The following is a 22,326-nucleotide window of genomic DNA, read 5'->3' as shown; positions in this document are numbered from 1 at the left end:
TTTTCGATCGAGCGGGGCGCCCTGATCAGGATACGCTTCAGCGTCCCATTGCACCGCCAGCTTGGCCCATCGTCATGGGCGCCGCCATGCTTGGCATTCCCGCGGCGCCCATGCCGCCGCCTGCCGGGAACGTCGGCAAGGCGCGCGGCATGGCCAGGACGACCAAGCCGTAGGCGACGAGCCCGACCGCCGCGCCCCGAGCCAGCCAAAGCCCCAGGGCGAGTGACTTCTCGGCAAAGACCAGCGCTGCCAGCGCAGCCATGGCGGTGATGTTCATCATCCCGAGTGGGAACAGGATGGCAAAGAGCAGCCAGCAGCAGCCCAGGCACCAGAGCCCATGCACGAGACCCATTCTGAACGCGCCGCCTGCCCCGTCGCGCCATGAGGTCATGATGAAACCGACCGGGCTGCGGCATTTCGACAGGCAGAGATCCTTGATCGGCGTGAGCTGGTAGATCCCGGCCGCGATGAGCAGCCCGCCGCCGACGCGCGCCGCGGTCGACGCGGACATCCCCGCGCGGGCGGCCAAGGCCTCCCCCACCGTCGCCACTGCGTAGGCGCCGAGTCCGGCTGCCGTCCAGACCACCATGTAGCCGGCGACAAAGACCCAGGTGGAGACGAAGGCCTCGCCACGATTCGAGCGGCCCGCCTGCACGCGATGGAAGGTCAGGATCATCGGTGCAGCGGCCGGGAACATCATGGCTACCATCATCACGACCCAGACCGCGAGAAAGAGCAGCCAGCCGAGACCCATGGTCGGCGAGCCCATGGCCGCGACGTCCATGCTGGCATCTTGCATGCGCGCCATCGACAGCAGCCACAGCCAGCAGGCCGCGGCGATCAACACCAGCAGCGCGAGCAGAATACTACGCGGCAGGACGGTGCTGCCGGTCGCATCGTCCGTCATCACACGGGTCCTTCCGGCCAGCAACGCATCGCGGCACCGGTCCCTGGCCGGCGCCGGGACATTCTCAACCTGACCAGGCGATCGGTGCGTAATGACCGTTCTTTCCCGAATTGTCCCAGACCATCCCGTGGTCCGTGTAGCTGTTGCCCGGCAGGCCCACCGCCAGCGCCATGCGGTCCGGCGCGATGGGGTGGCCGGCGGCAATCCATGCCTCGCCGCTTTCATGCATTGTCGGGATCGGCGCAACGGTCATGCGCATGACGCCCGGAATCTCGGCCGAGCGGTTCTTGCCATCGATGGCATAACGGATCGGCACCTTCCTGACACCGAGATGCTGGCCAACGAGGGGCGCGAAAGCCGCCATCGGCCCGCCCTCGGCACCGCCGAATATGGCGCCGAGCGCCTCGGCCTGGCGATCGTCGGCGCGTTCGTCGATATAGGCGGCCAAGGTCATGTTGCCGTCCGCCATGGGGCCGGGCGCATAGCCGATCAGCGCGACGTTGAGGCCGTCCAGCGCGACGCCGTCATAAGTGCCGCGATCGATGTGAAAGGCAATCGCTACGTCGCAATGGCCCTCGCTTGGCTTTGCGGTCAGCGGCGCGGCGGTCGAAACGAGACAGGGGCAGACAACGTCACAGTTGCAGTTCTCGAAGTAGTCACCGCTGATTTGCCATTTCTTGTGTGCGCTCATTCGAATGCCCTCCCTCAGCTGGATGGTTCGTGGAGCGTACCAACGCTGATCCTGCAGGCGGATGGGTGCAATCGAATATCACATGCAAAATCCATCACCTGCTGCGCCGGCGCGTCGCGGCGGGGCACCGCCGATCATGTGCCGGCGATGATCCGCCAGGAGAGCGGCCCCATGGGCTCGATCCGCGCGAAGCGGTCATGCGCGGCGAGCGACCCGACCAGGAGTTCGCTCCATGCCGCGAGCATCGCCGGGTGCGGGTCACCGACGCCGCGCAGCAATGACAGGCGCGACCGCGTCAGGATGACGCTGCCATCAGGCTGCATCACCGCATCCGACGCGTCACCCTCGGCCACGGCGAGCGCCACGAGGAATTCGGCGAACCCCGTCACGCCGAGCGATGCCGCTGTCGCGTGATAATGCTGCATCGCCACCAGCCTGGCCGCCTGACCGAGCAGTCGCCCACCCGCCTCCGCGCCCCACAGCGCCACCGCTTCCTGCATCACCGTGCGCGCGTATTCCATCGCATAGCCACGCTTCGCTTTCGCGACGCGTTCCGCCGGCCACTCCGCCGAAGGCAGTGATGGTGCCTGCGACGGATCGAAGCGCGGCATGCGCTCGTGTTTGGCGAAGCGCAGCCGCTCCTCCTCGGCGAGGTCGCGGTCATGCTCGATGTAGTAGCCCTCGAGCCCCGGATCGCCATCCACCGTCTGTCCGGTGCAGACGAAGCCAAGGCCGAGCCGCCCCAGCATCACCCCGTTATTGGCGTGCCAGCCGCGCAGCATGGCGGCATTCACCTCCGACGGGATGCCGCAGATCGTCGCCCCCGGCCACACCCAGCGCGGCGGCGGATAGCGGATCCAGGCCTTGCGCGGGCTCTCCTCGACATACTCGACGCCGACGCCACCGATGAAGTTGGAGAGGTAGTGGTAGCGCGCCGCCGCCACCGCCGGCGGCAACCCGTCGATGCCGAGCTTCGCCAGCCCGGCAAGGAAGGTCTGCTGCTGCTGGCGACGGAACACCCGGAACACCAGTTCCGCCGCCTCCGCCGGCCCACGGCGCGAGACGGCGACGAGCACCGTCCCGGTGAACCAGGCATGGTACCAGTCGCCCACCGCCTCCCAGGCGGCGCGGTCATCCATCGCGTCAGTCCGCCTGAATATTGCCGCGGCGAATGACCTCGCCCCATTTGTCCAGTTCGGCGCGCAGGAAGGCACCGAATTCGGCGCGCGAGTTGCCGCCCGGAATCGCCCCCTGATTGTTCAGCGCCTGGCGGATCTCGGGATCGTTCAGCGCGCCGGCGATCGCCGCATGCAGCTTTTCGAGGATCGGCTGCGGCACCTGCGCCGGCGCGATGAAGCCATGCCAGTTGTTGGCGTCGACCGAAGGAAGTCCGACCTCGATCATGGTCGGCACATCCGGGATCCAGGACAGCCGCTGCTGCGTGCCGACCGCCAGCGCGCGCAGCGCCCCGGCGCGCAGATGCGGCAGCAGGATCGGCAGGTCGGCGAAACCGAGCTGCACCTCATTCTGCAGCAGCGCCGTCGTCAGCGGCGCGCCGCCACGATAGGAAATATGCGTGATGTCGATCCCCGCCGCCGCGCGCAGCAACTCGCCCGCCAGATGCGGCATGCTGCCCGACCCGGCCGAGCCGAAATTCAGCTTGCCGGGCTCCGCCTTCGCCGCCGCGACGAGTTCGGCCACCGTGCGATAGGGCGTCGCCGCCGGCACCACCAGCGGTTCCGGCACCAGCACCGCCAGGGTGATCGGCGCCAGGTCGCGCAGCGGGTCATAGGGCGTGCCGCGATCCAGCCGCGGCGAGATGGCGAGCCCACCCGCGCTGCCGATGCCAAGCGTGTAGCCATCCGGCGCCGCCTTCGCGACCGCGTCCACGCCGGTCACGCCGCCGGCACCGGCACGGTTGTCGACCACCACCGGCTGCCCCAGCGTCGCCGTCAGCCGTGGTGAGAGCAGCCGCACCACGATGTCCGACGGCCCACCGGCCGCGAAGGGCACGACCACGCGGATCGGCCGGTCCGGCCAGGGCGCCTGTGCGAGCGCGGGCGTTGCGAGCGAGATGGCGGCCATGCCGCCGAGGAGCGTTCTGCGATCCATCGGAATCCTCCTGCGCCGGCTTCTGTCCGCCGGGCCTTCGAGGCAGTATCGACGCAACGCGCCGCGCGCGAAAGGGAACGCCGATGAAGATCACCAACGTCACCACCCACCACCACCGCACCGACTTCACCTATGGCGCGAGTGCGGGTGGCGTCGGCGGCAACCTGCATCTCAAGGCGATGGACACGCTGCTGGTGCGTGTCGAGACCGATGCCGGTATCCATGGCTGGGGCGAGGGTTTCGGCTTCACGCTGGTGGAAACGACGAAGGATGCGATCGACCGGCTGATCGGCCCCGCCTGCATCGGCCAGGATGTGAGCGACATCGCCGCGCTGATGCGCATGCTCGCCCGTCGCTTCCACAATTTCGGGCGCAACGGACCGGTGACCTTCGGGCTGTCGGCGATCGACATCGCGCTGTGGGACATTCGCGCCAAGGCGGCGGGCAAGCCGCTGCATGCGCTGCTCGGCAACGCGGCACGCAGCAGCGTGCCGGCCTATGCGTCCTTGCTGCGCTACGGTGCGCCCGATGACGTCGCGCGCAACGTGACGGACGCCATCGCGCGCGGCTATCGGCACATCAAGCTGCACGAATTCGACCTGCGCTGCATCCGGGCCGCCCGCGACGCCGCGCCACGCGACGTACCGCTGATGCTCGACATCAACTGCGTCTGGGACACCGAGGCCGAGGCCGTCCAGTTCTGCGAGGATGTCGCCGGGCTGAACATCGCCTGGGTCGAGGAACCGATCTGGCCGCCCGAGGACATCCCCGCCATCGCGCGCATCCGTGCCGCGGTGGACGTCCCGATCTCGGCCGGTGAATGCAACGGCACGGTCGAGGAGTTCTGCCGCACCTTCGAGACCCGCGCCGTCGATGTCGCGCAGCCTTCCATCACCAAGATCGGCGGCATGTCGGCCATGCTGGAGATCGCCGAGCTGGCGCGCGAGGCGGGCGTGCGGCTGGTGCCGCACTGCCCCTATTTCGGCCCGGGGCTGCTGGCCACGCTGCATTTCCTCGCCGCGACCGAGGAGGCCGAGCCGGTCGAGATCTATTTCGCGGACCTGCGGAACGCGCCCTATGGCGCGGCGTTGGTGCCCAAGGACGGCGTCATCGCCGTGCCGACGGGGCCGGGGCTGGGGCTGGAGCCGGATCTCGGCTGAGGGACGTTCCCGCGCCGTGCGGAACTGGAGGGGGCTTTGCCCCCTCCAGTCCACCCCCACCAAAGGCCAGCGGGCCTTTGGAAACCGATACTTGGCATTGGGCGGAGCGGGAGGTTCGCGAAAGCGGGGCACCCGCCCTGCCCCGGTATCAAGGAGCTTCCTGGGCATTGTGCCCGAAGCACCTCATCGTTCTTGATGAGGCCGTCGGGCCCAGCGCCAACTCGAGGTGTCCAGAGGCTCTTAGGCTAATGGATTCCCATTGGCGTTGCGGAGCAACGTCAATGGGTACCCGTGGCGGGACGATGTTTGGAGAGGGGCAGAGTCCCTCCCCAAGCCAGTCAGTGCCATAACGGCACGCCCATGGGGCCGAGCCCCTCCATTCTTCGCAGCCTGGCGCGAGAACCCTCGCCCTCAGCCTTCCAACCGCACATTCGCCGCGCGGGCAACCTCGCGCCACTTGGCGATCTCCGTGCGCAGGAAGGTCGCGTATTCCTCCGGCGTCTGCGGGTCGGCGACGGCGCCCATCGAGGCGATGCGATCCGCGATCGCCGGCTCCCGCAGGATGGCGACGACATCGGCATTGATGCGGCGGATGATCGCCTCCGGCGTGCCCGTCGGCGCGACCAGGCCTGACCAGCCCGCCGCTTCGTAGCCCGGCACCAGCGTCTCGGCGATGGTGGGCACATCGGGCAGTTGCGGCACGCGGCGCGCGCTGCACATCGCGATCGCCTTCACCCGCCCATCGCGGATATGCGGCAGCGCCGAAGCAACCGAATCCGTCATCAGCTTCACATTGCCGGCGATGACGTCGGCGATCGCCGGCCCGCTGCCGCGGTAATGCACGATGTTGAAGCGGATATTGGCGCGCAGCATCAGCAACTCGGCCGCCATGTGCTGGCTGGTCGCGGGTCCGGCCGAGGCCATGTCGAGCTCGCCCGGCTTCGCCCGCGCCGCCGCGGCAAGTTCCTGCATGGTGTTGTAGGGCAGTGAGGGGTGCGCGATCACCAGCAGCGGCACCATCGCGACATTGGTGATGCCGGCGAAATCCTTCTCGGCATCATACGGCAGGCGCGGCAACACCGAGGGATTGATGCCAAGCGTGCCGGAGGTCCCGGCCGTCAGCGTATAGCCATCCGCCGGCGCACGGGCACCGGCCTCCAGCGCCGGAGCACCGGCGCCGCCCGCGCGGTTCTCCACCACGACGCGCTGCGGCCAGCGCCTCGACAATTCATCGGCCACCAGCCGCGTGATGATGTCCGAGGCCTGCCCCGGCGGGAACGGCACGATGATGCGCACGGGGCGGTTCGGCCAGTCGGACTGCGCGCGCGCGATGGCGGGCAGCAGCGGCAGGCTGGCGGCGCCGAGCAAGGCGCGGCGGGCGATGGACATTGTTCTGGCGTCTCCTCAAGGACGCCGCACTCTATCCGCGCGTCAGCGCATCCTCCAAGCGGGCCTGCTCGCGCCGCGTCGCCAGGCGGCGCTGCACGGTGGCGCGCCGTTCGCGGAGGATGCCGAGCACCTTCTCCGCCTCGCGCGCGCGCGCCAGGGCGTCGCGCACCGCCTCCTGCGCCGCCTCGGCGCGGGCGAGCGCGTCCCGCTGCGCCTGACGCACCGCCAGGCCGCGCGTCAGGAAGGCGCCATAGGTAAACAGAACGCCTTCCGGCGGCTCGGCGCACAAGGCGGCCTCGGCGACCGCGGTCGCCTGCTGCTGGGCCGTCAGCGCGATGCGGGCATCCGCCAGGCTGCGCTGCGCGGCCTGGACGTCGATGGTGCGGAGTTTCGCCAGGGTGGCGAGGGGATCACGGGGCATGGCCGCCGGATCTTGTCGCCTCGCCGTTACCCGTTGGTGAATGCCCCCGCTGGCGCCGCGCGACCCCGCATGACAGAAACCGGGCCAGGGAAAATCCGAGGAAGCGCCATGCCCTTGCCATCCAACACCCACCGCATCGCCGTACTGCCCGGCGACGGCATCGGCACCGAGGTGACCGCCGCCACCCTGGCCGTGCTGGAACCGCTGGCGAAGCGCCACGGCCTCGGCCTCGCCTATGACCAGCTCCGCGCCGGCGCCTTCTGCTACCGTGACACCGGCACGGCGATGAGCGAGGAAACCTTCGACCGCGCCGCCAAGGCGGACGCCATCCTGCTCGGCGCCATGGGCTGGCCCGAGATCCGCACCGATGACGGCACCGAGATCGCCCCGCAGCTCGACCTCCGCTTCCGCCTGAACCTCTATGCCGGCGTCCGCCCGTTCCGCGCCCTGCCCGGCGTGCCGGTGGCGCTCGCCGACCCACGCGCGCGCGACATCGACTTCGTCCTCGTTCGCGAAAGCACCGAAGGACTGTTCTATTCGCGCGACCGCGGCGTGGTGACGCATGACATGGCCGAGGAGACGCTGCGCATCACCCGCGCCGTCACCGAGAAGCTGGCGCGCTTCTCGTTCAACCTCGCGCGTCGTCGTGCAGCGCGGCGCGGCAAGCCCGGGACGGTCACGCTGGTGGACAAGGCGAATGTGTTCCGCGCCTTCGCCTTCATGCGCGGCATCTTCAGTGAAATCGCCGCCGACTTCCCCGACGTCGTTCACGGCGCGCACTACGTCGACGCCATGGCGCTCGACATGGTGCGCAAGCCCTGGACGCTCGACGTGCTGCCCACCGAGAACATGTTCGGCGACATTCTCTCCGACCTCGCGGCCGGGCTGATCGGCGGCATGGGCTTCGCGCCCTCCGCCGATGTCGGCGACACCCATGCGGTGTTCCAGCCGGCCCATGGCACCGCCCCGGACATCGCCGGTCAGGGCCTCGCCAACCCGACGGCGACGATCCTCTCCGCGGCGATGATGCTCGACTGGCTGGCCGGCAAGGGCGCCGGCCAGGCCTATGCCGACGCCGCCGCCGAACTCGATGCCGCAGTCGATGCCGCGTTCGCCGATGGATTGCGCACCGCCGATATTGGCGGCACGGACGGCACGCTCGCGGCGGCCCGCGCGGTCGCCGCCAAGATCGGTTCAGCGCCCGCCTGAACCGCCCTGCAGCCACACCGCGTCGGCACCGAGCTCCGGCCAGCCGATCGCGCGCATCGCCGCCGGCGCCTCGGGTGCCGCGGCATCCCACCGCCCGGCGGTGATGCGCCGGCCGGTGATCGCGGCCGCCGCATCCGATAGCAGCCAAGCCAGCGGCGGCCCCATGATCGCCGGCTTCAACATCGCCTCGCGCGCCCAGCCGGCCTCCGCGCCGATGAAGGGCGTATCCGTCGGCCCGCCCGGGATCAGCACATTCACCGTGATCCCGGTCCCCGCCAGCTCCGTCGCCCAGACCGCCGAAGCCGCTTCCAGCGCCGCCTTCGCCGCGCCATAGGGCAGCACACGCAACATGGTGCGGAACGAGGTCGTGTTGTTCACTACCCTGCCCCAGCCGTCCGCCCGCATCATCGGCAGCGCCGCGCGCATCAGCAGCATCGGCGCGCGGACATTGATGGCGAAGAAGCGGTCCCAGGTGGCGGCATCCAATTCCTCGATGGACGGCAGCCGCGTCTCGGCATCCGGGCGCAGGGAGGAGACGCCAATGCCGGCATTGTTCACCACCGCATCGACCCGCCCGAGCCCCGCGACAGCGGCCAGTACGCCGACCCGGCAGCCTTCCTCGGTCGCCAGCTCGGCCAGCACCGGATGCAGCGGCGCGCCCGGATGGGCGGCGACCAGCGCATCGAGCCCCGCCACATCCCGGTCGAGCGCGGCCACCGCATGCCCCGCCCCCAATGCCGCGGCAACCATGGCCCGGCCGATCCCACCAGCCGCACCGGTGATGAGGATGTTGCGTGCCATCGTTCTTCTCCTGGTGTTTCCCATCAACAACCTGGAACCACCGCGCCGATTTGCCCAGGGCTGACCGGGCGCGGCCACTGGTCTAGTCTGCCCGGGAGGGAGGACCGTTCATGCGCGTGATCATCGCCGGCGGCGGCATTGGCGGGCTGACGGCAGCGCTGTCGCTGCACCAGGCCGGCATCGAGGTCGAGGTCTTCGAACAGAGCCCCGAGATCAAGCCGCTCGGCGTCGGCATCAACGTGCTGCCGCATGCCATGCGCGAACTCACCGAACTCGGCCTGCAGGAACGCGTGGTAGCGGCCGGGATCGTCACCCAGGAACTCGCCTACGCCAACCGCTTCGGCCAGATGATCTGGTCCGAGCCACGCGGCCTTGCCGCCGGCTACACCTGGCCGCAGGTGTCGATCCATCGCGGCCGGCTGCACATGGAACTGCTCGCGGCCGCACGCGAAAGACTCGGTGATGCGCGCATCACCCTCGGCGCCCGCATGACGGGGTTCGAACAGGACGATGCCGGCGTCACGCTGCGCTTCGAAGATGGCCGCCGCGCGCGCGGCGACGTGCTGGTCGCCGCGGACGGCATCCATTCCGTCGCGCGCGGCATCTTCTATCCGAACGAGGGACCGCCGATCTGGAACGGCCCGATCCTGTGGCGCGCGACCTCCATCGCCGCGCCCTTCCTCACCGGCGCGACCATGGCGATCGCCGGCAATCGCGACGTGAAATTCGTCGTCTACCCGATCGCCGACGAGGCGGACGGCCGCAAGCTCACCAACTGGATCGCCGAGATCCGTGTCCCCGCCGACCAGCAATGGAAGCGCGAGGATTGGAACCGCCCCGGCCGCATCGAGGATTTCCTGCCCGCCTTCGAGAGCTGGCGCTTCCCCTGGCTCGACATTCCGGCGCTGATCCGCTCCGCCCAATCGGTCTACGAATTCCCAATGATCGACCGCGACCCGCTGCCGCGCTGGACGCATGGCCGCGTCACGCTGCTCGGCGACGCGGCGCATCCGCTCTACCCGATCGGCTCCAACGGCGCGTCGCAAGGCATCCTCGATGCCCGCACCCTCGCGCTGAAGCTCGCGACGATCGACAACCCCATCGCCGCCCTCGAGGCCTATGAAGCGATCCGCCGCCCGGCCACCGCCGCGTTGCTGCACGCCACGCGCGGCGACGGGCCAGACCAGGTGCTCGACATCGCCGCCGAACGCGCGCCGCAGGGCTTCGACGACATTGAAGCCGTGCTGCCGCTCGCCGAACGCGCCGAGATCGCCGCCCACTACAAGCGCCTTGCCGGCTTCGAGCCCGCCGTCCTGAACGCCCGCCCCAGCCTCAACCCACCCCGGAGAGCCGCATGAGCCAGCACTACATCCCCGTCCGCGAGGAATGGCTTGCCGCGCGGCAGGAGGAAATCCTCGACCCCGGCCAGCGCATCGTCGACCCGCATCATCATCTGTGGGAACGGCCGGGCTGGCGCTATCGCCTCGACGACATCCTCGCCGATATCCGCACCGGTCACGACGTCTACGCGACGGTGCTGGTGCAGGCGCGCGCCTTCCACCGTGCCGATGGCCCCGAGGAACTCCGCCCGGTCGGCGAAACCCAATACGCCGCCGGCGTCGCCGCGATGTGCGAGAGCGGAATCTATGGCGATGTGCGCGTCTGCGCCGGCATCGTCGGCTTCGCCGACCTGACGCGCGGCGCGGCGGCGGGTGCCGTACTCGATGCCCACCTCGCCGCCGGCAATGGACGCTTCCGCGGCATCCGCCACATCGCCACCTGGGACACCGACCCCGTGGTGCTGAACCCGGCCTACACGCCTGCCGAGGACATGCTCGACAGCGCCGGCTTCCGCGCCGGCATCGCGGAACTCGGCAAGCGCGGCCTGTCCTTCGATTCCTGGATGTACTTCCACCAGATCCCGAAGCTCACCGCCCTCGCCCGTGCCTTCCCCGCGGTGCCGATGGTGCTGAACCATTGCGGCGGCATCCTCGGCATCAGCAGCTACGCCGGCCGTCGGGATGAGGTGTTCGCCACTTGGTCGGCCAACATGCGCGACCTCGCCGCCTGCCCGAATGTGATGGTGAAGGTCGGCGGTCTCGGCATGCGTCTGCCTGGCCTGGGGCTGGAACAGGGCGAGATCGCGCCCTCCTCGACGATGCTCGCCGAGGCCTGGAAGCCCTGGATGGAGCCTTGCATCGAGATGTTCGGCACCAGCCGCTGCATGTTCGAGAGCAACTTCCCCGTCGACAAGGGCGGCTACGGCTATGCCGCCGGCTGGAACGCCTTCAAGCGCATCGCCGCGGGCGCCTCGGCCGAGGAGAAGGCCGACCTGTTCTGGCGCTCGGCCTCCCGCTTCTATCGCCTGGCCTGACCGACGGTCTGCCAGCGAGGCGCGACGCCCTTGGTGCGCCAGGGCGGGCGTCGGCGTCCTACCTGCCCACGGCGACCGGCGCCAGAGTTAGGAAAGGCGCCGAAACCCGCCTCCGCGCACGGAGCGCGTGCCGCCGGCGCAGAATGCCTCTCATGCCCAGCACCAACAGTCGGCTTTCCAAATGATACTATCATTTGTCGGGGTGGTTTGGAGGGGCAGAGCCCCTCCATCCTTGCCGCCTAAAGGTCATCAGTTAGGGCCGTTGGCAAAAGGACGAGGGGCTCCCATGGTGGGGAAAGTTCGAGAGGGGCAACGCCCCCCTCGCTCCCACCGCTCAAGACCAGCGCTATCGGCACCATGCGCGCCGGCCGCCCAGCGGATCGACCAGCGCCGACAACCGTCGCACCATCCGGAACGTCATCGCTTCTTCACCCCACTGTCATCGGCCGAACGCGAAGGCCATGTCACGCGGCTTCCACCGGGCCGCGGCGCGACAGCCGCCGGCCCCATCGTGACTGCCTGAGGAGACACGCCATGCCGCACTACGCCAGCGCCCCGACCAAGGGCATGTCGACCCACTCGATGCGGCCCGCGCCATGACCCGCGTCATCATGGTCGCCCTCGACGGCATGCGGCCTGACATGGTGGACGCCACCGCGACGCCGAACCTCTTCGCCCTAACCGCCGAGGGGACGCGCTTCGCCAATGCGCGCAGCGTCTTCCCCTCCGAAACCCGCGTCGCCACGCCGTCCTTCATCACCGGCTGCCGGCCCGGCGCGCATGGCATGGTGGCGAACACGGTGTTCGACGCCTCGGTGGCACCCGACCGCCTGCTGCGCACCAAACTGGTGGAAGACGTGCTGTTGATGGCCGCCGGCGCCGAGTCGCCGCTGCAGCGCTCCAGCCTGGCCGAGCGCCTCGCCCCCTTCGGACTGCGCTTCGCCCTGATCAGTGCCGGCACGGCGGGTGCTGCGCGCCTGCTCCATCCGGCGGCCGAACGGCTCGACGCCTTCCGCTGGAATGTCGAGGACATCGACGGCGCCTCCGCCGAGGCGGTGCGCGAGGCCCTCGGCCCGACGCCGGCGGCAAGCGTGCCCAACACCCCGCGCGTCGAATTCGCCGGCCGCGTGCTGCTCGACCATGTGCTGCCAAAGCTGCGGCCCGATGTCGCGCTGCTCTGGCTATCGGAACCCGATGTCTCCTTCCATTGGGGCGGGCTGCGTGCGCCGCACACGCTGGCGGCGCTGCACGCCGCCGACGCCGTGCTGGGGCGCATCCGCGCCTGGCGCGACGCCCAGCCCGATGCGGAGGAGATCGCCATCATCGTGCTGTCCGACCACGGCCACGTCACCGGCCGCGGCAAGCGGTCCCTGCGCGACGAGCTGTGCCGCGCCGGCTTCCGCGCCGGCACCGGCATGGGCGCGGATGTCGATGTCGTGGTCGCCCCCGCCGCCGCCCCGGGCATGTGGTTGCGTGACCCCACCCTCGCCCCACAGATCGCCGACTTCCTAGCCACCCAGCCCTGGGCCGGGCCGCTGCTCGCCCGCGACCCGGCGATCCTGCCGCCGGGACGCGCCGCCCCGCTTTCCCTGCTCGGCAGCGCCCATGCCCGCAGCGCCGACCTGGTGGCGACCTTCGCCGGCGATGAAGCGGCCGACGAATGGGGCATGCCCGGCTTCGCCCCCTTCGACGCCCCGGATGTGCCCGAAGGCGGCGGCATGCATGGCGGGCTACACCGGGCGGAACTCGCCACCGTGCTGGTGATGCAGGGCGGCCCCTTCAGGCGCGGCGCGGTGGCCCAGGAAGCCGCCGACCTGACCGACATCGTGCCGACCGTGCTGCACATCCTCGGCCTGCCCGGCGAGGGCATGGAGGGGCGCGCCTTGCTCGGCGCCCTCGACGCCACGGCCGATGCGCCGCCCGCACGGGAGGTGCTCACCCTGCCCGGCGGCTTCGTGCTGGAGGCGATGCGCGGGCCGGACGGGCGGTTTTACCCGACCGCGCTGCGGCGGGCGCTGCGGTTGCCGGCGGTGGCGCAGTAGGGGCAGCCGACATGGAGGGGCGCCGCCCCTCCAAACCTCCCCGCCAAAGGCCCAAGGGCCTCTGGACACCTCGATCTGGCGTTGGGCAGGGGAGGATCGTCGCCAGCAGGTTGGCACGGTTGGGGCGCCTCGGGGAGGGTTTGGATTGCATCTCTTGGGGATAATTCCTCATGAGATGGCAGTGGATTTCCACGGCATGCTATTGGTATAATTGAATTGTAGACGGCGGCCTGGTGTCGGCGGCATCGCAGCGAAAAGCCGTTAGAAGAATAAAATCTTAAAGCATGAAAAATCAGCCGTTTAGCCAGTACCGCGCGGCGATGGGTGCTTCCTGTGCTGCAGAATCAACGAAGAGTGAACATGACCGCGGGCCGAACCAGGGCCCAGGAGCAGCGCCACCACCTCTCGGCCGCTCCGCTGGGATTTCCGTTCGCTCCGGCACGCAGATTTCCACTTGGGTCATGGGGCTCGCGGTCATCGTCCTCCGCTCGGGTAATTCCATCTGATCAAGATCAGCTTCCGGCAAATCGCGCCTGACCGAGATCTGTCAGGCGAGTGAAGGCACTCGACGAAACACTGACTTGGAGAGACTGACGTGAGGGCGGGCCAACGCAGACCGTCCTAGCCCCTCGGCAGCACCCGGCAGGCCTCATCGGCCGCTCGGGCCAGCAGGATCATCCGCCGCGCCGCCACCGCGCCCGCCGCCGTCTCGCCCGCCACATGCTCGGCGATCCGACTGCTCAGCACGCCGCGCAACATTGCTTCCACCGCCACATCGGTCGCCGCCACCGTCGCCGCATCCATCGCCACCCGCCGCAGCAGCGCAACAGTGCCGGCGATGCCCGGCCGCAACCCATGCAACGCCGCCACTTGCCGCACCAGCCGGATGCCCCGCCAGGAGAACACCAGCACGTCGAGCCCAGGCGAAGGGCTGACCGCCGTCATCGCGAAGGCCTGGATCGCCGCCGCGCGGCCCAACGCCTCGGCATCCCGCGCGATCGGCGCCAGGGTGGTCGCCTCGACCAGCGCGCAGGCCGCATCGATCGGCATGTCGGCCAGCCCGGCGGCGCGGGCACGGCCTTCCGGCAGCCGCGCCTGCCAATCCTGCAAGGCGCCGCGCAGCGCCACGACATCGCCACGCGCATGCGCCGCCCGCACCGCGTCCACCTTGCCGAGCGCGAGATACCCGCGCATCTCCCGCCCCACCGCGGCGAAAACCAGCCCGAATCCCGCCGCCGCGACGGCCAGCGTCACCCAGCCCAGCCAGGCCGCCTGGCTGAATTGCGCCGCGACGAAATTGCCCGCCTCCAGCAGCGAGAAGCCCAGCAGCAGTACCGCCAGCCCCAGCCCGGCGAGCCCCAGGGATGACCAGCCGCGATCGATCGGCGCCGCCGGCGCGACCGCGACCTCCCAGCCGAAATCGAGCCTCTGAGCGGCCGAAGCAGGTTCTTCCAGGATCACCCGTGGCGGTGGGGCGGCGCTCACAGCGCATCCCCCAGCAGCCAGGCGAGCAGCCCATCCATGCCCAGATGCGGCACGCCGGATGCCCCGGCCGGGTCCAGACGCGGCGGGCGGAACTCCGGCATCCGGAAGAAACCGGACTGCCAGAAGGCGGGTTCGGGTGGTCGCATGGGCACCTCCCCCGGATAGATGGTGGCGCCCCGGCCCTCATTCAAAAGAATCCCGCGCACGGCGGCGAAGGCCTGACCTTCCAGCGTCGCCACCGCGTCCTCGGTGCAGCGAATGGCGGCGAGCGCATGGAAGGAAGTCGCGGCACCACCGGCCTCGGCCCGCCCCCGCGCGCCGAGGGCGATGTGTTCCACCAGCGCGGCCAACGAATCCCGGGCGCGGGATGGCACGTGGTCCGCCTTGGTCGCGGCGAAGGCAACGCGCGTCGGCGCGGCCCCCAGCAGGCGCTCAAGCCAATTGCCGCCCGAGACCACCGCGGCGACGGCGGCCAACGCCTCGGCGGTGTCCTCGAAGGCCTCCTGCCCGGCATGCAGTGCACCCAGCACATCGACCAGCACGACCTGACGATGGAAGCGCGTGAAAAAGGGGTCGAGGAAGTTGCTGCGCTGGTCGTCGAGATAGGCCGCGTAGCGCCGCGCGCACAGCGAGGCGAGCCCGCCCCGCGCGCCCTCGGGCAGCGGGAAGAACCACAGCAGCGGGGCCTCCCCGCGCGGGCCGGGGTTGAGGAAACGCCCGGGCTGGAGGAAGCGCAGCCCATGCTCGTCGCGGCAGGCGCGCAGCGCGTCGCGGTACAGCGTGTAGCCACGCTTGGCCAAGGCATCCTCGGCCGCCGCGTCGCCCGGCAGGGCGTCGATGAAGGCGAGGAAGTCGCGCGCCACCTCGGCCCGCGCGCCGCGGCGCAGGCGCGTGAGCGTCGCCGCCGACCAGCTCGCGTAATCCTGCCGCAGCATGGGCAGGTCGAGCAGCCACTCGCCCGGATAGTCGAGCAGGTCGAGCGTCACCCGCCGGTCCGGCAGCAGCCCGCCCAGCGAGGTGCGGCGCTCGACATCGATGGCGATGGACAGCGTCGAGAAATCCTCGGTGCGTTCCGGCCAATGCGGCGGGTCGGCCGCGAGCGCGCCGAGATGCGCCTCGGGGTCGAAGCGGGGCACCGTCTCGGTCCCGGCCGGGACCACCTGCACGCGGCGGATGCGCCCGCCGACGGCCTCATCCAGCGCCGGCAGGGTGCGCGCTCCGCGCCCGGCCGCGACCAGGTTGGCGATCAGCGAGGTCAGGAAGACGGTCTTGCCGGCGCGCGACAGGCCGGTCACGGCAAGACGCAGCCGTTCCCGCCCCACCAGCGCGCGGGCGGCGTCCTCGGTGGTGTCGAGGACGCCGCGGATCAGCGACAGCGGGTCCATGCCCGCGCCCACCCTAACCTTGGCTCACCGCGTGCCGGCGGCCACGCGCAGTGGCTTCCGAGAGCCAAGCCGACGCGGCGGCGGGCCGGGCGCCGATGGTCGGCTCGTGACGGGCCAGGGTTGAGGCGGGAGCATTACGGTTGGTCATGCGCCTGATCGTGCCGGCCACGACCGCCGGCGTCCACTGCCCGCCACTTGGTCCGGCCAAGGACTCCAGGCGCTGGCGCCGCGCCGGGCGGAGGCGTCACCAGGCCACCGTCGTTCAGCCGGTCGGACGTGGCGGCTCGGGCGCAATCGCCCGGAAAGATCCGATCACAGACGCGTCATATCGACGTTGCTTTTAAATTTGCGTCCGCCCTAAAATATAACCCCATCCAGCGTGGCCAGACCCGGCACGGACGGCTGGGAGAGCGTGCCTCTCTCGCCGAACTCCGTTGCAAGGAATGCCCGTGCCGCATCGTCGCACCGCGCGTTTTCCCACGCAAAATCGTCTCCTGGCTTCGCTGCCGAAACAGGAAATCGAACGGTTGCTGCCGCAGATGGAGCTGATCACGTTCCCGCTGCGGCAGACGCTTCTTGCTGCCGGGGAGGCGAACAGCTTCGTCTACTTTCCCGAAAAGGGCTGGGTCTCGATGGTCCTGATGCTGCAGCATGGCGATGCGACCGAAGTTGGACTGATCGGCCGGGAAGGTATGGTTGGTTTCGCCGCCCTGCTCGGCATCCGTCAAAGCAACATCGAGGCCATCTGGCAATCCGAAGGCACGGCGCGCCGCCTGCCGGCCGCCGTGTTTCGCGAGGCATTCGACCGCAACCCGGCGGTACGCGACCACGTGCTTCGCTTCGCCCAGGCATTCCATTTGCAGGTTGCGCAGACAGCGGCGTGCAACGGTCGCCATACCCTGAACCAACGCCTCGCGCGCTGGATCCTGATGGCGCGTGACCGGGCCGACAGCGACGCCTTCCCGATGACGCATGAGTTTCTCGCCACAATGCTCGGCGTCCGTCGGTCCGGCGTCACCGTCGCAGCCGGTCAGTTGCAGAAAGCCGGATACATCATCTACGGGTCCGGGCGCCTCATGATCCTCGACCATGGCGGGCTCCAGGCAAGGGCGTGCGAATGCCACGCCACCGTGCACCACGAATATCAGGAATTGCTTTCATTCGATGGGCCTGAAGAGGCCGATCACGGCTGAATCGGTTGCGCTAGATCATACTTGTACGGTAACGAACAGGCAGTGTCGTATAAGAAGTCTTACGATGTTCCGCGTCCTGAAACGAGAGGGAGCGGTACATGAGGCTAATGCTCAAGCATATTGCCGATCACGAACAACGCGCGAAAGCTGCTGCGTCAATTGTCGCAGTTGGTTTATATCGGAAGCGGTCGCATGTCGCGCTTGCCGCCGCACAAACCGCTGCCCGGGCAACATTGCTGGCCTGGGGCATGTCGCCTCATCGGTTCTTCTCCCACCCCGATGTATCCGTGCTGGTCGAGGTGGCAGCGGCAAGGCGGTCGGATTTCAGGGCCCGACCCAACAAACGTCTGAACCTAGCGCGTGACCTGCTGATGGCGATGCACCGCATCCTCCCGGCGCTGCACGAGCCCTCCCTGCCCGCGGCGCGCAAGCGCGCGGCCCGGACGCCACTTTCCGCGGACCCGTGGGCGGCCTTCATGGCGGGCACTCTGCCGAAACGCGATCGCGTCCCACAGGCGTCAGGCACGGGCCTGTCAGGGCGGTCATCTGATCGGCCCCTTGCCCGGCTCCGCAGCGGTTCCCATGCTGCTTTGGCCGGAGGCCCGCAGAGCTAAATCTTCCCCGGGGAGCGCCCGACGCGACATCGGCCCGCTCCACGGCCGCAGAAGAGTCCCAAGTCTAGCGCGGCAGCCCGGCCGCTTGGCAGGCGGGCCAGCCACGGCACGCCGCTGCGGCATCAGCACGGGAGGTGACCATCGGCGCGCCGAGCGACGCGCCGATGGCACACGGTTTACCGCTGGATCAGTTCAATCTTGTAGCCATCGGGGTCTTCGACGAAGGCGATGATGGTGGTGCCGTGCTTCACCGGCCCGGCCTCCCGCGTCACCTTGCCACCGCCGGCGCGCACCGCTTCGCAGGCCGCCGCGACATCCGGCATGGCGACGGCGAGATGCCCGAAGGCGGTGCCCTGCTCATACTTCTCGACGCCGTAATTGTAGGTCAGCTCGATCTCGCCCTGGCCTTCGGCATTGCCGGTGCCGTAGCCGAGGAAGACGAGCGTGTACTTGCCCGCCGGCACGTCGTTGCGGCGCAGTTCCTTCATGCCGAGCAGCTTGGTGTAGAAGGCGATGGACCGGTCGAGGTCGCCGACCCGGATCATGGTGTGCAGGAAGCGGCTCTGGCTCATGCTGTCGTTCCTTCGTTGTACTCGGCGGGATCGAAGGCGAGCAGGAAGATACCCGCCGCCGCGGCCCGCGCGATGGTGGCCTCGCGTTCCAGGAGGATGGTGCCGTTGGCCTCGAAGGCCAAGCCGCGCAGCCCCGCTGAAATCGCACCATCGACCGTGCGCGGCCCGATGGTCGGCAGGTCGGCCAAACGCGACTGGCCGGGCTTGAGGCATTTCACCAGCACGCCGCCCGGCCCCTCGCGATGCAGCGGGCCGCAGCGGGCGAGCATCGCATCGGTGCCCTCGATCGCCTCGACCGCCAGCACCAGGCCGTGCTGCACCACGCAGCCCTGCCCGACATCAGCGATGCCGAGCGCCCGGCAGACCGCGATGCCGCGCTGGATATCCGCCCGCGCGAGTTCATCCGGCGCCGCTCCGGCCAGCAGGGCGGCCGGCGGTAACAGCCCGGCCAGCACCTCCTGCGCGCCCAGCACCTCGAAGCCCTCCTCATCCAGCACCTTCATCACCGCGCGCAGGATGGAATCATCGCCGCTGAAGGCGGCACGGCCGACCCGCGCCAGCAGCTTCATCCCCGCCGCATCGGGTCGCAGCGACAGGATGGAGGGGCGCGACACAGTGCCGGCCAGCACCAGCTGGCGCACGCCCTGCGCCTTCAGCCACACGAGCAGCTGCGCCACCAGCCCCCAGCGGAAGGAACGCGACGGATAGGCGCCATAGGCCTGCGCATCGCCATGCCCGTCGAGCACGGCCACCACCACCGGCCGGCCCGACGCCGCTACCGCTTCAGCGATGCGCACCGGCAGCCCGCCGCCGCCGGCGATGATGCCAAGGGGCTCGGCAGCGCCCATGGCGGGGCGCTCAGCCTTCCTCGTCGTCGTCGGCGGTGTCGGTGTCGCGGCCGGCCTTGCACAGGCCACGCTTGGACGGCGCCTTGATGAAGGCGAAGATCTCGGCGACCGGCGCTTCATCGAGCCACCGCGCCTCGGCCGACGCCAAGCGTTCGCTGAACACGCCGGGTTCCTTGAACAACAGGCGGAAGGCGGCGCGCAGTGCGTGGATCTGCGGCCGGGTGAAGCCGCGCCGCTTCAACCCGATCAGGTTCAACCCGATCATCCGCGCCCGGTTGCCCATGGCGGAGCCGTAGGGGATCACATCCGCCTCGACACCGCTCATGCCGCCGATCACCGCCTGGCGGCCGATGCGCACGAATTGATGGATCGCTGTACCGCCGCCGACGAAGACGGTGTCGCCGATCTCGACATGGCCGCCGAGCATGACGTTGTTGGCGAGGATCACCCGGTCATGGAGCGTACAGTCATGCGCGACATGGGCGACCGCCATGATCATGCAATCGGTGCCGATCGTGGTGACGCCATGGCCGCCGACACTGCCGCGATGGATCGTCGCGTGCTCGCGCACCAGGGTGCGGGCGCCGATCTCGCAGCGCGTCGGCTCGCCTTTGTATTTCAGGTCCTGCGGCGCCATGCCGATGGTCGCGAAGGGGAACACCTTCACGCCGGCACCCAGGCGCGTATGCCCGTCCACCACGACATGGGAGAGCAGTTCGACGCCGGCCTCGAGCACCACGTCAGGCCCGACCACGCAGGCCGGACCAATGTGGCAGCCCTCACCGATGACGGCGCCCGGGGCAACCGCCGCGGTGGGATGGATATGGGTCATGCGTTTAGCGGTCCAGGATCATGGCAGTGTAGGTCGCCTCGGCCACCACCTTGCCGTCCACCTTCGCCTCCGCGGAGAACTTCCAGATGTTGCTGCGCTGGCGCTGCTTGACGACGTCGACGCGCATCTGGTCGCCAGGGACCACCGGTTTGCGGAACTTCGCTTCCTCGACGGACATGAAATAGACGAGCTTGCCCTGCCAGGCCGGCCCGAGCGTCGTGACCACCAGCACGGCCGCCGTCTGCGCCATGCATTCGATGATCAGCACGCCGGGCATCACCGGCATGGACGGGAAATGGCCCTGGAAGAAGTTCTCGTTGATGGTGACGTTCTTGATGCCGGTGCAGGATTCGCCCAGCACCATGTCCACCACCCGGTCCACCAGCAGCATGGGGTAGCGGTGCGGGATGGCGTTCATGATCTGCGCGATGTCGAAGCTCTCGATCACGCGCGGCGCGGCGGCCGGTTTCTCGTTGTCGCTGGTCATGGCGTCCCGCCCGATGTCCCGTCCCTTTTGGTTGCCGCCAACTGCCGCAGCCTAGCGAAGGCGCGCAGCGTCTCGCGCGCCGGCCATGCCGGGCTGCCGACCACGTCAGTGGCGGCCGGCACGTCGTTCATCACACCCGCCTGGGCACCGATGCGCGCCTGGGCGCCAACCTTGATGTGGCCGACCAGCCCCGCCTGGGCGGCGACCACCACATAGTCGCCGAGTTCGGCCGAGCCGGCGATGCCGACCTGGGCCACGATCACGCACCCGCGACCCGTCTTCACGTTGTGGCCAATCTGCACGAGGTTGTCGAGGCGTGTCCCCGGCCCCAGCACCGTATCGCCGCCGGCGCCGCGATCGACGCAGGAATTGGCGCCGATCTCGACGCCGTCACCGAGGATGACGCGGCCGATCTGCGGCACGGTCACATGTTCGCCCGCCTTGGTGGTGATAAAGCCGAAGCCTTCATTGCCGACCCGGGCGCCCTGGTGCAGCACAACGCCGGCCCCGGCGATGCAATATTCCATCGAGGCCTGCGCCCGCAGAACCGACCGGGCGCCGAGCACACAGCCGCCGCCGACCACGGCCTGCGCGCCGATGACGCAGTCTTCGCCGATCTCGGCGCCGGCGCCGATCACGGCGTACGGCCCGATCTCGGTGCCGGCGCCGATCCGCGCATCGGGCGCCACCACGGCTGTCGGGTGAATGCTGGCCACGGGCACGGGGCGCGGATGGAACAAGGCGGCTACCCGCGCATAGGCGAGCTGCGGTGTTTCCGTGACCAAGGCGATGCAGCCCGCGGGCACGTCCTTGGCGGCCGCCGCAGCCACCAACACGGCACCGGCGCGGGTTTCCCGCAAGGCCGCGAGCATGCGACGGCCTTCGAGGAAGGCGACTTCCTGCGGTCCGGCATCGCCGAGCGGTGCGACGTCGGCGAACAGCCGGTCCTCGCCTTCGGCGAGCGTCACGCCCGCCGCCGCCGCGATCGCCGAAAGGGCGATTGGGCCATGCGCGAGGAAGAAGCGCGGATCCGCGCCCATACCGGTCAGTTCCGCCGCTGGCCCCGGGCCGGTGCGGCCGGAGCCGCCGCCGCCGGAGCCGGGGCAGCCGGGGCGTCACCGGTCTCGGCCGGCAGCGTCACGTTCGGGATCATGCGGTTGAGCTGCGCCGCGACTTCCTCGGTCAGGTCGAAGGGCGGCTCGTTGAAGATGACCAGCGGACGCGGCAGCACGATGTTGACGTTGCGGCTGCTGGCCACCTGGCGGATGACGATGCCGAGCGCCTGCTCGATCTCGCGCAGCGCGCCCTGCGCGAGTTGCTCGATGTCGCGGGCGCGTTCGCGCAGCACGCGCTGGCTATCGGTGATGCGGTCCTGCAATTCGCGCTCGCGGGTGCGCAGTTGCTCGGGCGTCAGGGTCGGGCGATCGGTGGCGAGGCGCTGCTGCGCATCGCGCCATGACTGCTGTTCGCGCTGCAGATCCTCGTTGAGCCGGCCGCGGCGCTGCTCGATCGCTTCACGCACCTGGGTGAAGGCGGAGGAGACACGCTGGATTTCAGGCACGTCCACAATGCCGATCACCGGGGCAGGCGGCGGCTGGCCGGGAGCCAGCGCCGGCGGTGCCTGAACCGGGGCCTGGGCGGGCGCCTGGGCGGGCCGCTGGCCCTGCTGTGCCGGGCGCGGGGGACGCTGTTGTTGCTGCTGCTGCTGTGGCTGGCCGGGCACGAACCACTGCTGTTGTTGCGCGACGGCAGGGGAGGCAATGAGCAGGGCCGCGAAGGCGGCCGGAAGAATACGGGCCATGTC

Annotated in this window: 21 protein-coding genes; 6 read left to right on the top strand and 15 right to left on the bottom strand. The window is 69.6% G+C overall.

The genetic code is table 11. From position 1 onward, the window contains the following. Positions 1-37 precede the first annotated feature (37 nt). The 4 genes from IEY36_RS12355 to IEY36_RS12340 form a co-directional block, all read right to left on the bottom strand. Positions 38-907, bottom strand: a complete 870-nt coding sequence (locus tag IEY36_RS12355) for a DUF2182 domain-containing protein (protein ID WP_188967368.1) — start codon at positions 905-907, stop codon at positions 38-40. 64 nt (positions 908-971) lie between these two features. After that, positions 972-1,598, bottom strand: a complete 627-nt coding sequence (locus tag IEY36_RS12350) for a DUF1326 domain-containing protein (RefSeq protein ID WP_188967367.1) — start codon at positions 1,596-1,598, stop codon at positions 972-974. Between the two features lie 134 nt (positions 1,599-1,732). Further along, on the bottom strand, positions 1,733-2,737 hold the full coding sequence (locus tag IEY36_RS12345) for a hypothetical protein (protein ID WP_188967366.1): 1,005 nt from the start codon (positions 2,735-2,737) through the stop codon (positions 1,733-1,735). A gap of 4 nt (positions 2,738-2,741) precedes the next feature. Further along, complete coding sequence (locus IEY36_RS12340) at positions 2,742-3,710, bottom strand: Bug family tripartite tricarboxylate transporter substrate binding protein (RefSeq protein ID WP_188967365.1); 969 nt, start codon at positions 3,708-3,710, stop codon at positions 2,742-2,744. A gap of 83 nt (positions 3,711-3,793) precedes the next feature. Between IEY36_RS12340 and IEY36_RS12335 the strand changes: the two genes are divergently transcribed. Beyond that, positions 3,794-4,870: a mandelate racemase/muconate lactonizing enzyme family protein gene (locus IEY36_RS12335; protein WP_188967364.1), complete on the top strand. Its 1,077-nt coding sequence runs from the start codon at positions 3,794-3,796 to the stop codon at positions 4,868-4,870. A 411-nt stretch (positions 4,871-5,281) separates the two neighbouring features. Here IEY36_RS12335 and IEY36_RS12330 read toward each other — a convergent pair whose 3' ends face one another. Together IEY36_RS12330 and IEY36_RS12325 are read right to left on the bottom strand one after the other, a co-directional pair. Then, positions 5,282-6,259 carry a Bug family tripartite tricarboxylate transporter substrate binding protein gene (locus IEY36_RS12330; RefSeq protein ID WP_188967363.1) on the bottom strand — a complete coding sequence of 326 codons (978 nt, stop codon included), beginning with the start codon at positions 6,257-6,259 and terminating at the stop codon, positions 5,282-5,284. A 31-nt stretch (positions 6,260-6,290) separates the two neighbouring features. Further along, the gene (locus IEY36_RS12325; RefSeq protein ID WP_188967362.1) at positions 6,291-6,680 is read right to left on the bottom strand and encodes a hypothetical protein; all 390 of its coding nucleotides are present in this window, start codon (positions 6,678-6,680) and stop codon (positions 6,291-6,293) included. Positions 6,681-6,788: 108 nt separating this feature from the next. Here IEY36_RS12325 and IEY36_RS12320 point away from each other — a divergent pair, with 108 nt between their 5' ends. Further along, complete coding sequence (locus IEY36_RS12320) at positions 6,789-7,889, top strand: isocitrate/isopropylmalate dehydrogenase family protein (protein WP_188967361.1); 1,101 nt, start codon at positions 6,789-6,791, stop codon at positions 7,887-7,889. Here the strand turns inward: IEY36_RS12320 and IEY36_RS12315 are convergent. Beyond that, positions 7,875-8,690: an SDR family oxidoreductase gene (locus IEY36_RS12315; protein WP_188967360.1), complete on the bottom strand. Its 816-nt coding sequence runs from the start codon at positions 8,688-8,690 to the stop codon at positions 7,875-7,877. The two genes, IEY36_RS12320 and IEY36_RS12315, sit on opposite strands and share 15 nt — an antisense overlap. Before the next feature lie 110 nt (positions 8,691-8,800). On the opposite strand from IEY36_RS12315, the gene IEY36_RS12310 reads away from it, so the two are divergent. The 3 genes from IEY36_RS12310 to IEY36_RS12300 all read left to right on the top strand — a co-directional run bounded on the left by IEY36_RS12310 (position 8,801) and on the right by IEY36_RS12300 (position 13,106). Further along, positions 8,801-10,048, top strand: coding sequence for a flavin-dependent oxidoreductase (locus IEY36_RS12310; protein WP_188967359.1), 1,248 nt, complete (start codon positions 8,801-8,803; stop codon positions 10,046-10,048). After that, the gene (locus IEY36_RS12305) at positions 10,045-11,064 is read left to right on the top strand and encodes an amidohydrolase family protein (protein ID WP_188967358.1); all 1,020 of its coding nucleotides are present in this window, start codon (positions 10,045-10,047) and stop codon (positions 11,062-11,064) included. The genes IEY36_RS12310 and IEY36_RS12305 overlap by 4 nt, the downstream gene beginning before the upstream one ends. A gap of 596 nt (positions 11,065-11,660) precedes the next feature. Then, positions 11,661-13,106, top strand: a complete 1,446-nt coding sequence (locus IEY36_RS12300) for an alkaline phosphatase family protein (RefSeq protein WP_188967357.1) — start codon at positions 11,661-11,663, stop codon at positions 13,104-13,106. A gap of 621 nt (positions 13,107-13,727) precedes the next feature. Here IEY36_RS12300 and IEY36_RS12295 read toward each other — a convergent pair. Further along, a complete protein-coding gene (locus IEY36_RS12295; RefSeq protein WP_188967356.1) occupies positions 13,728-14,591 on the bottom strand; it encodes a DUF697 domain-containing protein in 864 nt (287 codons plus the stop codon). Next, positions 14,588-15,976, bottom strand: coding sequence for a YcjX family protein (locus IEY36_RS12290; protein WP_188967355.1), 1,389 nt, complete (start codon positions 15,974-15,976; stop codon positions 14,588-14,590). Before IEY36_RS12290 ends, IEY36_RS12295 begins: the two co-directional genes overlap by 4 nt. A gap of 449 nt (positions 15,977-16,425) precedes the next feature. Here IEY36_RS12290 and IEY36_RS12285 point away from each other — a divergent pair, with 449 nt between their 5' ends. Then, positions 16,426-17,169, top strand: a complete 744-nt coding sequence (locus tag IEY36_RS12285; RefSeq protein WP_229681271.1) for a Crp/Fnr family transcriptional regulator — start codon at positions 16,426-16,428, stop codon at positions 17,167-17,169. Positions 17,170-17,959: 790 nt separating this feature from the next. On the opposite strand, the gene gloA is transcribed toward IEY36_RS12285, so the two are convergent. Genes gloA through IEY36_RS12255 form a run of 6 tightly spaced genes read right to left on the bottom strand, consistent with a single transcriptional unit; the run spans position 17,960 to position 22,323 of the window. Continuing rightward, a complete protein-coding gene (gene gloA / locus IEY36_RS12280; RefSeq protein ID WP_188967353.1) occupies positions 17,960-18,355 on the bottom strand; it encodes a lactoylglutathione lyase in 396 nt (131 codons plus the stop codon). Then, the gene (locus IEY36_RS12275; protein ID WP_188967352.1) at positions 18,352-19,203 is read right to left on the bottom strand and encodes an LpxI family protein; all 852 of its coding nucleotides are present in this window, start codon (positions 19,201-19,203) and stop codon (positions 18,352-18,354) included. The genes gloA and IEY36_RS12275 overlap by 4 nt, the downstream gene beginning before the upstream one ends. 10 nt (positions 19,204-19,213) lie before the next feature. Then, positions 19,214-20,035, bottom strand: a complete 822-nt coding sequence (gene lpxA / locus IEY36_RS12270; RefSeq protein WP_188967351.1) for an acyl-ACP--UDP-N-acetylglucosamine O-acyltransferase — start codon at positions 20,033-20,035, stop codon at positions 19,214-19,216. Between the two features lie 4 nt (positions 20,036-20,039). Further along, entirely contained in the window at positions 20,040-20,522 is a 483-nt protein-coding gene (gene fabZ, locus IEY36_RS12265) for a 3-hydroxyacyl-ACP dehydratase FabZ (RefSeq protein WP_188967350.1), read from the bottom strand. Then, a complete protein-coding gene (lpxD, locus tag IEY36_RS12260; RefSeq protein WP_188967349.1) occupies positions 20,519-21,562 on the bottom strand; it encodes a UDP-3-O-(3-hydroxymyristoyl)glucosamine N-acyltransferase in 1,044 nt (347 codons plus the stop codon). The genes fabZ and lpxD overlap by 4 nt, the downstream gene beginning before the upstream one ends. Positions 21,563-21,567: 5 nt before the next feature. Continuing rightward, positions 21,568-22,323, bottom strand: a complete 756-nt coding sequence (locus tag IEY36_RS12255; protein WP_188967348.1) for an OmpH family outer membrane protein — start codon at positions 22,321-22,323, stop codon at positions 21,568-21,570. Between the last annotated feature and the right edge of the window lie 3 nt (positions 22,324-22,326).

This window comes from Neoroseomonas lacus, assembly GCF_014644535.1.
Lineage (GTDB): Bacteria > Pseudomonadota > Alphaproteobacteria > Acetobacterales > Acetobacteraceae > Neoroseomonas > Neoroseomonas lacus.
The sequence above is the reverse complement of the archived record's forward strand: the minus strand, read 5'-3'. Positions and strand labels throughout refer to the sequence as shown.

Bases quoted from the DNA above. Each gene is read 5' to 3' on its own strand.
- IEY36_RS12305 (WP_188967358.1), top strand. From the start codon at position 10,045: ATGAGCCAGCACTACATCCCCGTCCGCGAGGAATGGCTTGCCGCGCGG.
- IEY36_RS12315 (WP_188967360.1), bottom strand. From the start codon at position 8,690: ATGGCACGCAACATCCTCATCACCGGTGCGGCTGGTGGGATCGGCCGG.
- IEY36_RS12275 (WP_188967352.1), bottom strand. From the start codon at position 19,203: ATGGGCGCTGCCGAGCCCCTTGGCATCATCGCCGGCGGCGGCGGGCTG.
- IEY36_RS12290 (WP_188967355.1), bottom strand. From the start codon at position 15,976: ATGGACCCGCTGTCGCTGATCCGCGGCGTCCTCGACACCACCGAGGAC.
- IEY36_RS12310 (WP_188967359.1), top strand. From the start codon at position 8,801: ATGCGCGTGATCATCGCCGGCGGCGGCATTGGCGGGCTGACGGCAGCG.
- IEY36_RS12335 (WP_188967364.1), top strand. From the start codon at position 3,794: ATGAAGATCACCAACGTCACCACCCACCACCACCGCACCGACTTCACC.
- IEY36_RS12345 (WP_188967366.1), bottom strand. From the start codon at position 2,737: ATGGATGACCGCGCCGCCTGGGAGGCGGTGGGCGACTGGTACCATGCC.
- IEY36_RS12350 (WP_188967367.1), bottom strand. From the start codon at position 1,598: ATGAGCGCACACAAGAAATGGCAAATCAGCGGTGACTACTTCGAGAAC.
- IEY36_RS12340 (WP_188967365.1), bottom strand. From the start codon at position 3,710: ATGGATCGCAGAACGCTCCTCGGCGGCATGGCCGCCATCTCGCTCGCA.
- lpxA (WP_188967351.1), bottom strand. From the start codon at position 20,035: ATGACCCATATCCATCCCACCGCGGCGGTTGCCCCGGGCGCCGTCATC.
- fabZ (WP_188967350.1), bottom strand. From the start codon at position 20,522: ATGACCAGCGACAACGAGAAACCGGCCGCCGCGCCGCGCGTGATCGAG.
- IEY36_RS12325 (WP_188967362.1), bottom strand. From the start codon at position 6,680: ATGCCCCGTGATCCCCTCGCCACCCTGGCGAAACTCCGCACCATCGAC.
- IEY36_RS12355 (WP_188967368.1), bottom strand. From the start codon at position 907: ATGACGGACGATGCGACCGGCAGCACCGTCCTGCCGCGTAGTATTCTG.
- IEY36_RS12320 (WP_188967361.1), top strand. From the start codon at position 6,789: ATGCCCTTGCCATCCAACACCCACCGCATCGCCGTACTGCCCGGCGAC.
- lpxD (WP_188967349.1), bottom strand. From the start codon at position 21,562: ATGGGCGCGGATCCGCGCTTCTTCCTCGCGCATGGCCCAATCGCCCTT.
- gloA (WP_188967353.1), bottom strand. From the start codon at position 18,355: ATGAGCCAGAGCCGCTTCCTGCACACCATGATCCGGGTCGGCGACCTC.
- IEY36_RS12300 (WP_188967357.1), top strand. From the start codon at position 11,661: ATGACCCGCGTCATCATGGTCGCCCTCGACGGCATGCGGCCTGACATG.
- IEY36_RS12330 (WP_188967363.1), bottom strand. From the start codon at position 6,259: ATGTCCATCGCCCGCCGCGCCTTGCTCGGCGCCGCCAGCCTGCCGCTG.
- IEY36_RS12255 (WP_188967348.1), bottom strand. From the start codon at position 22,323: ATGGCCCGTATTCTTCCGGCCGCCTTCGCGGCCCTGCTCATTGCCTCC.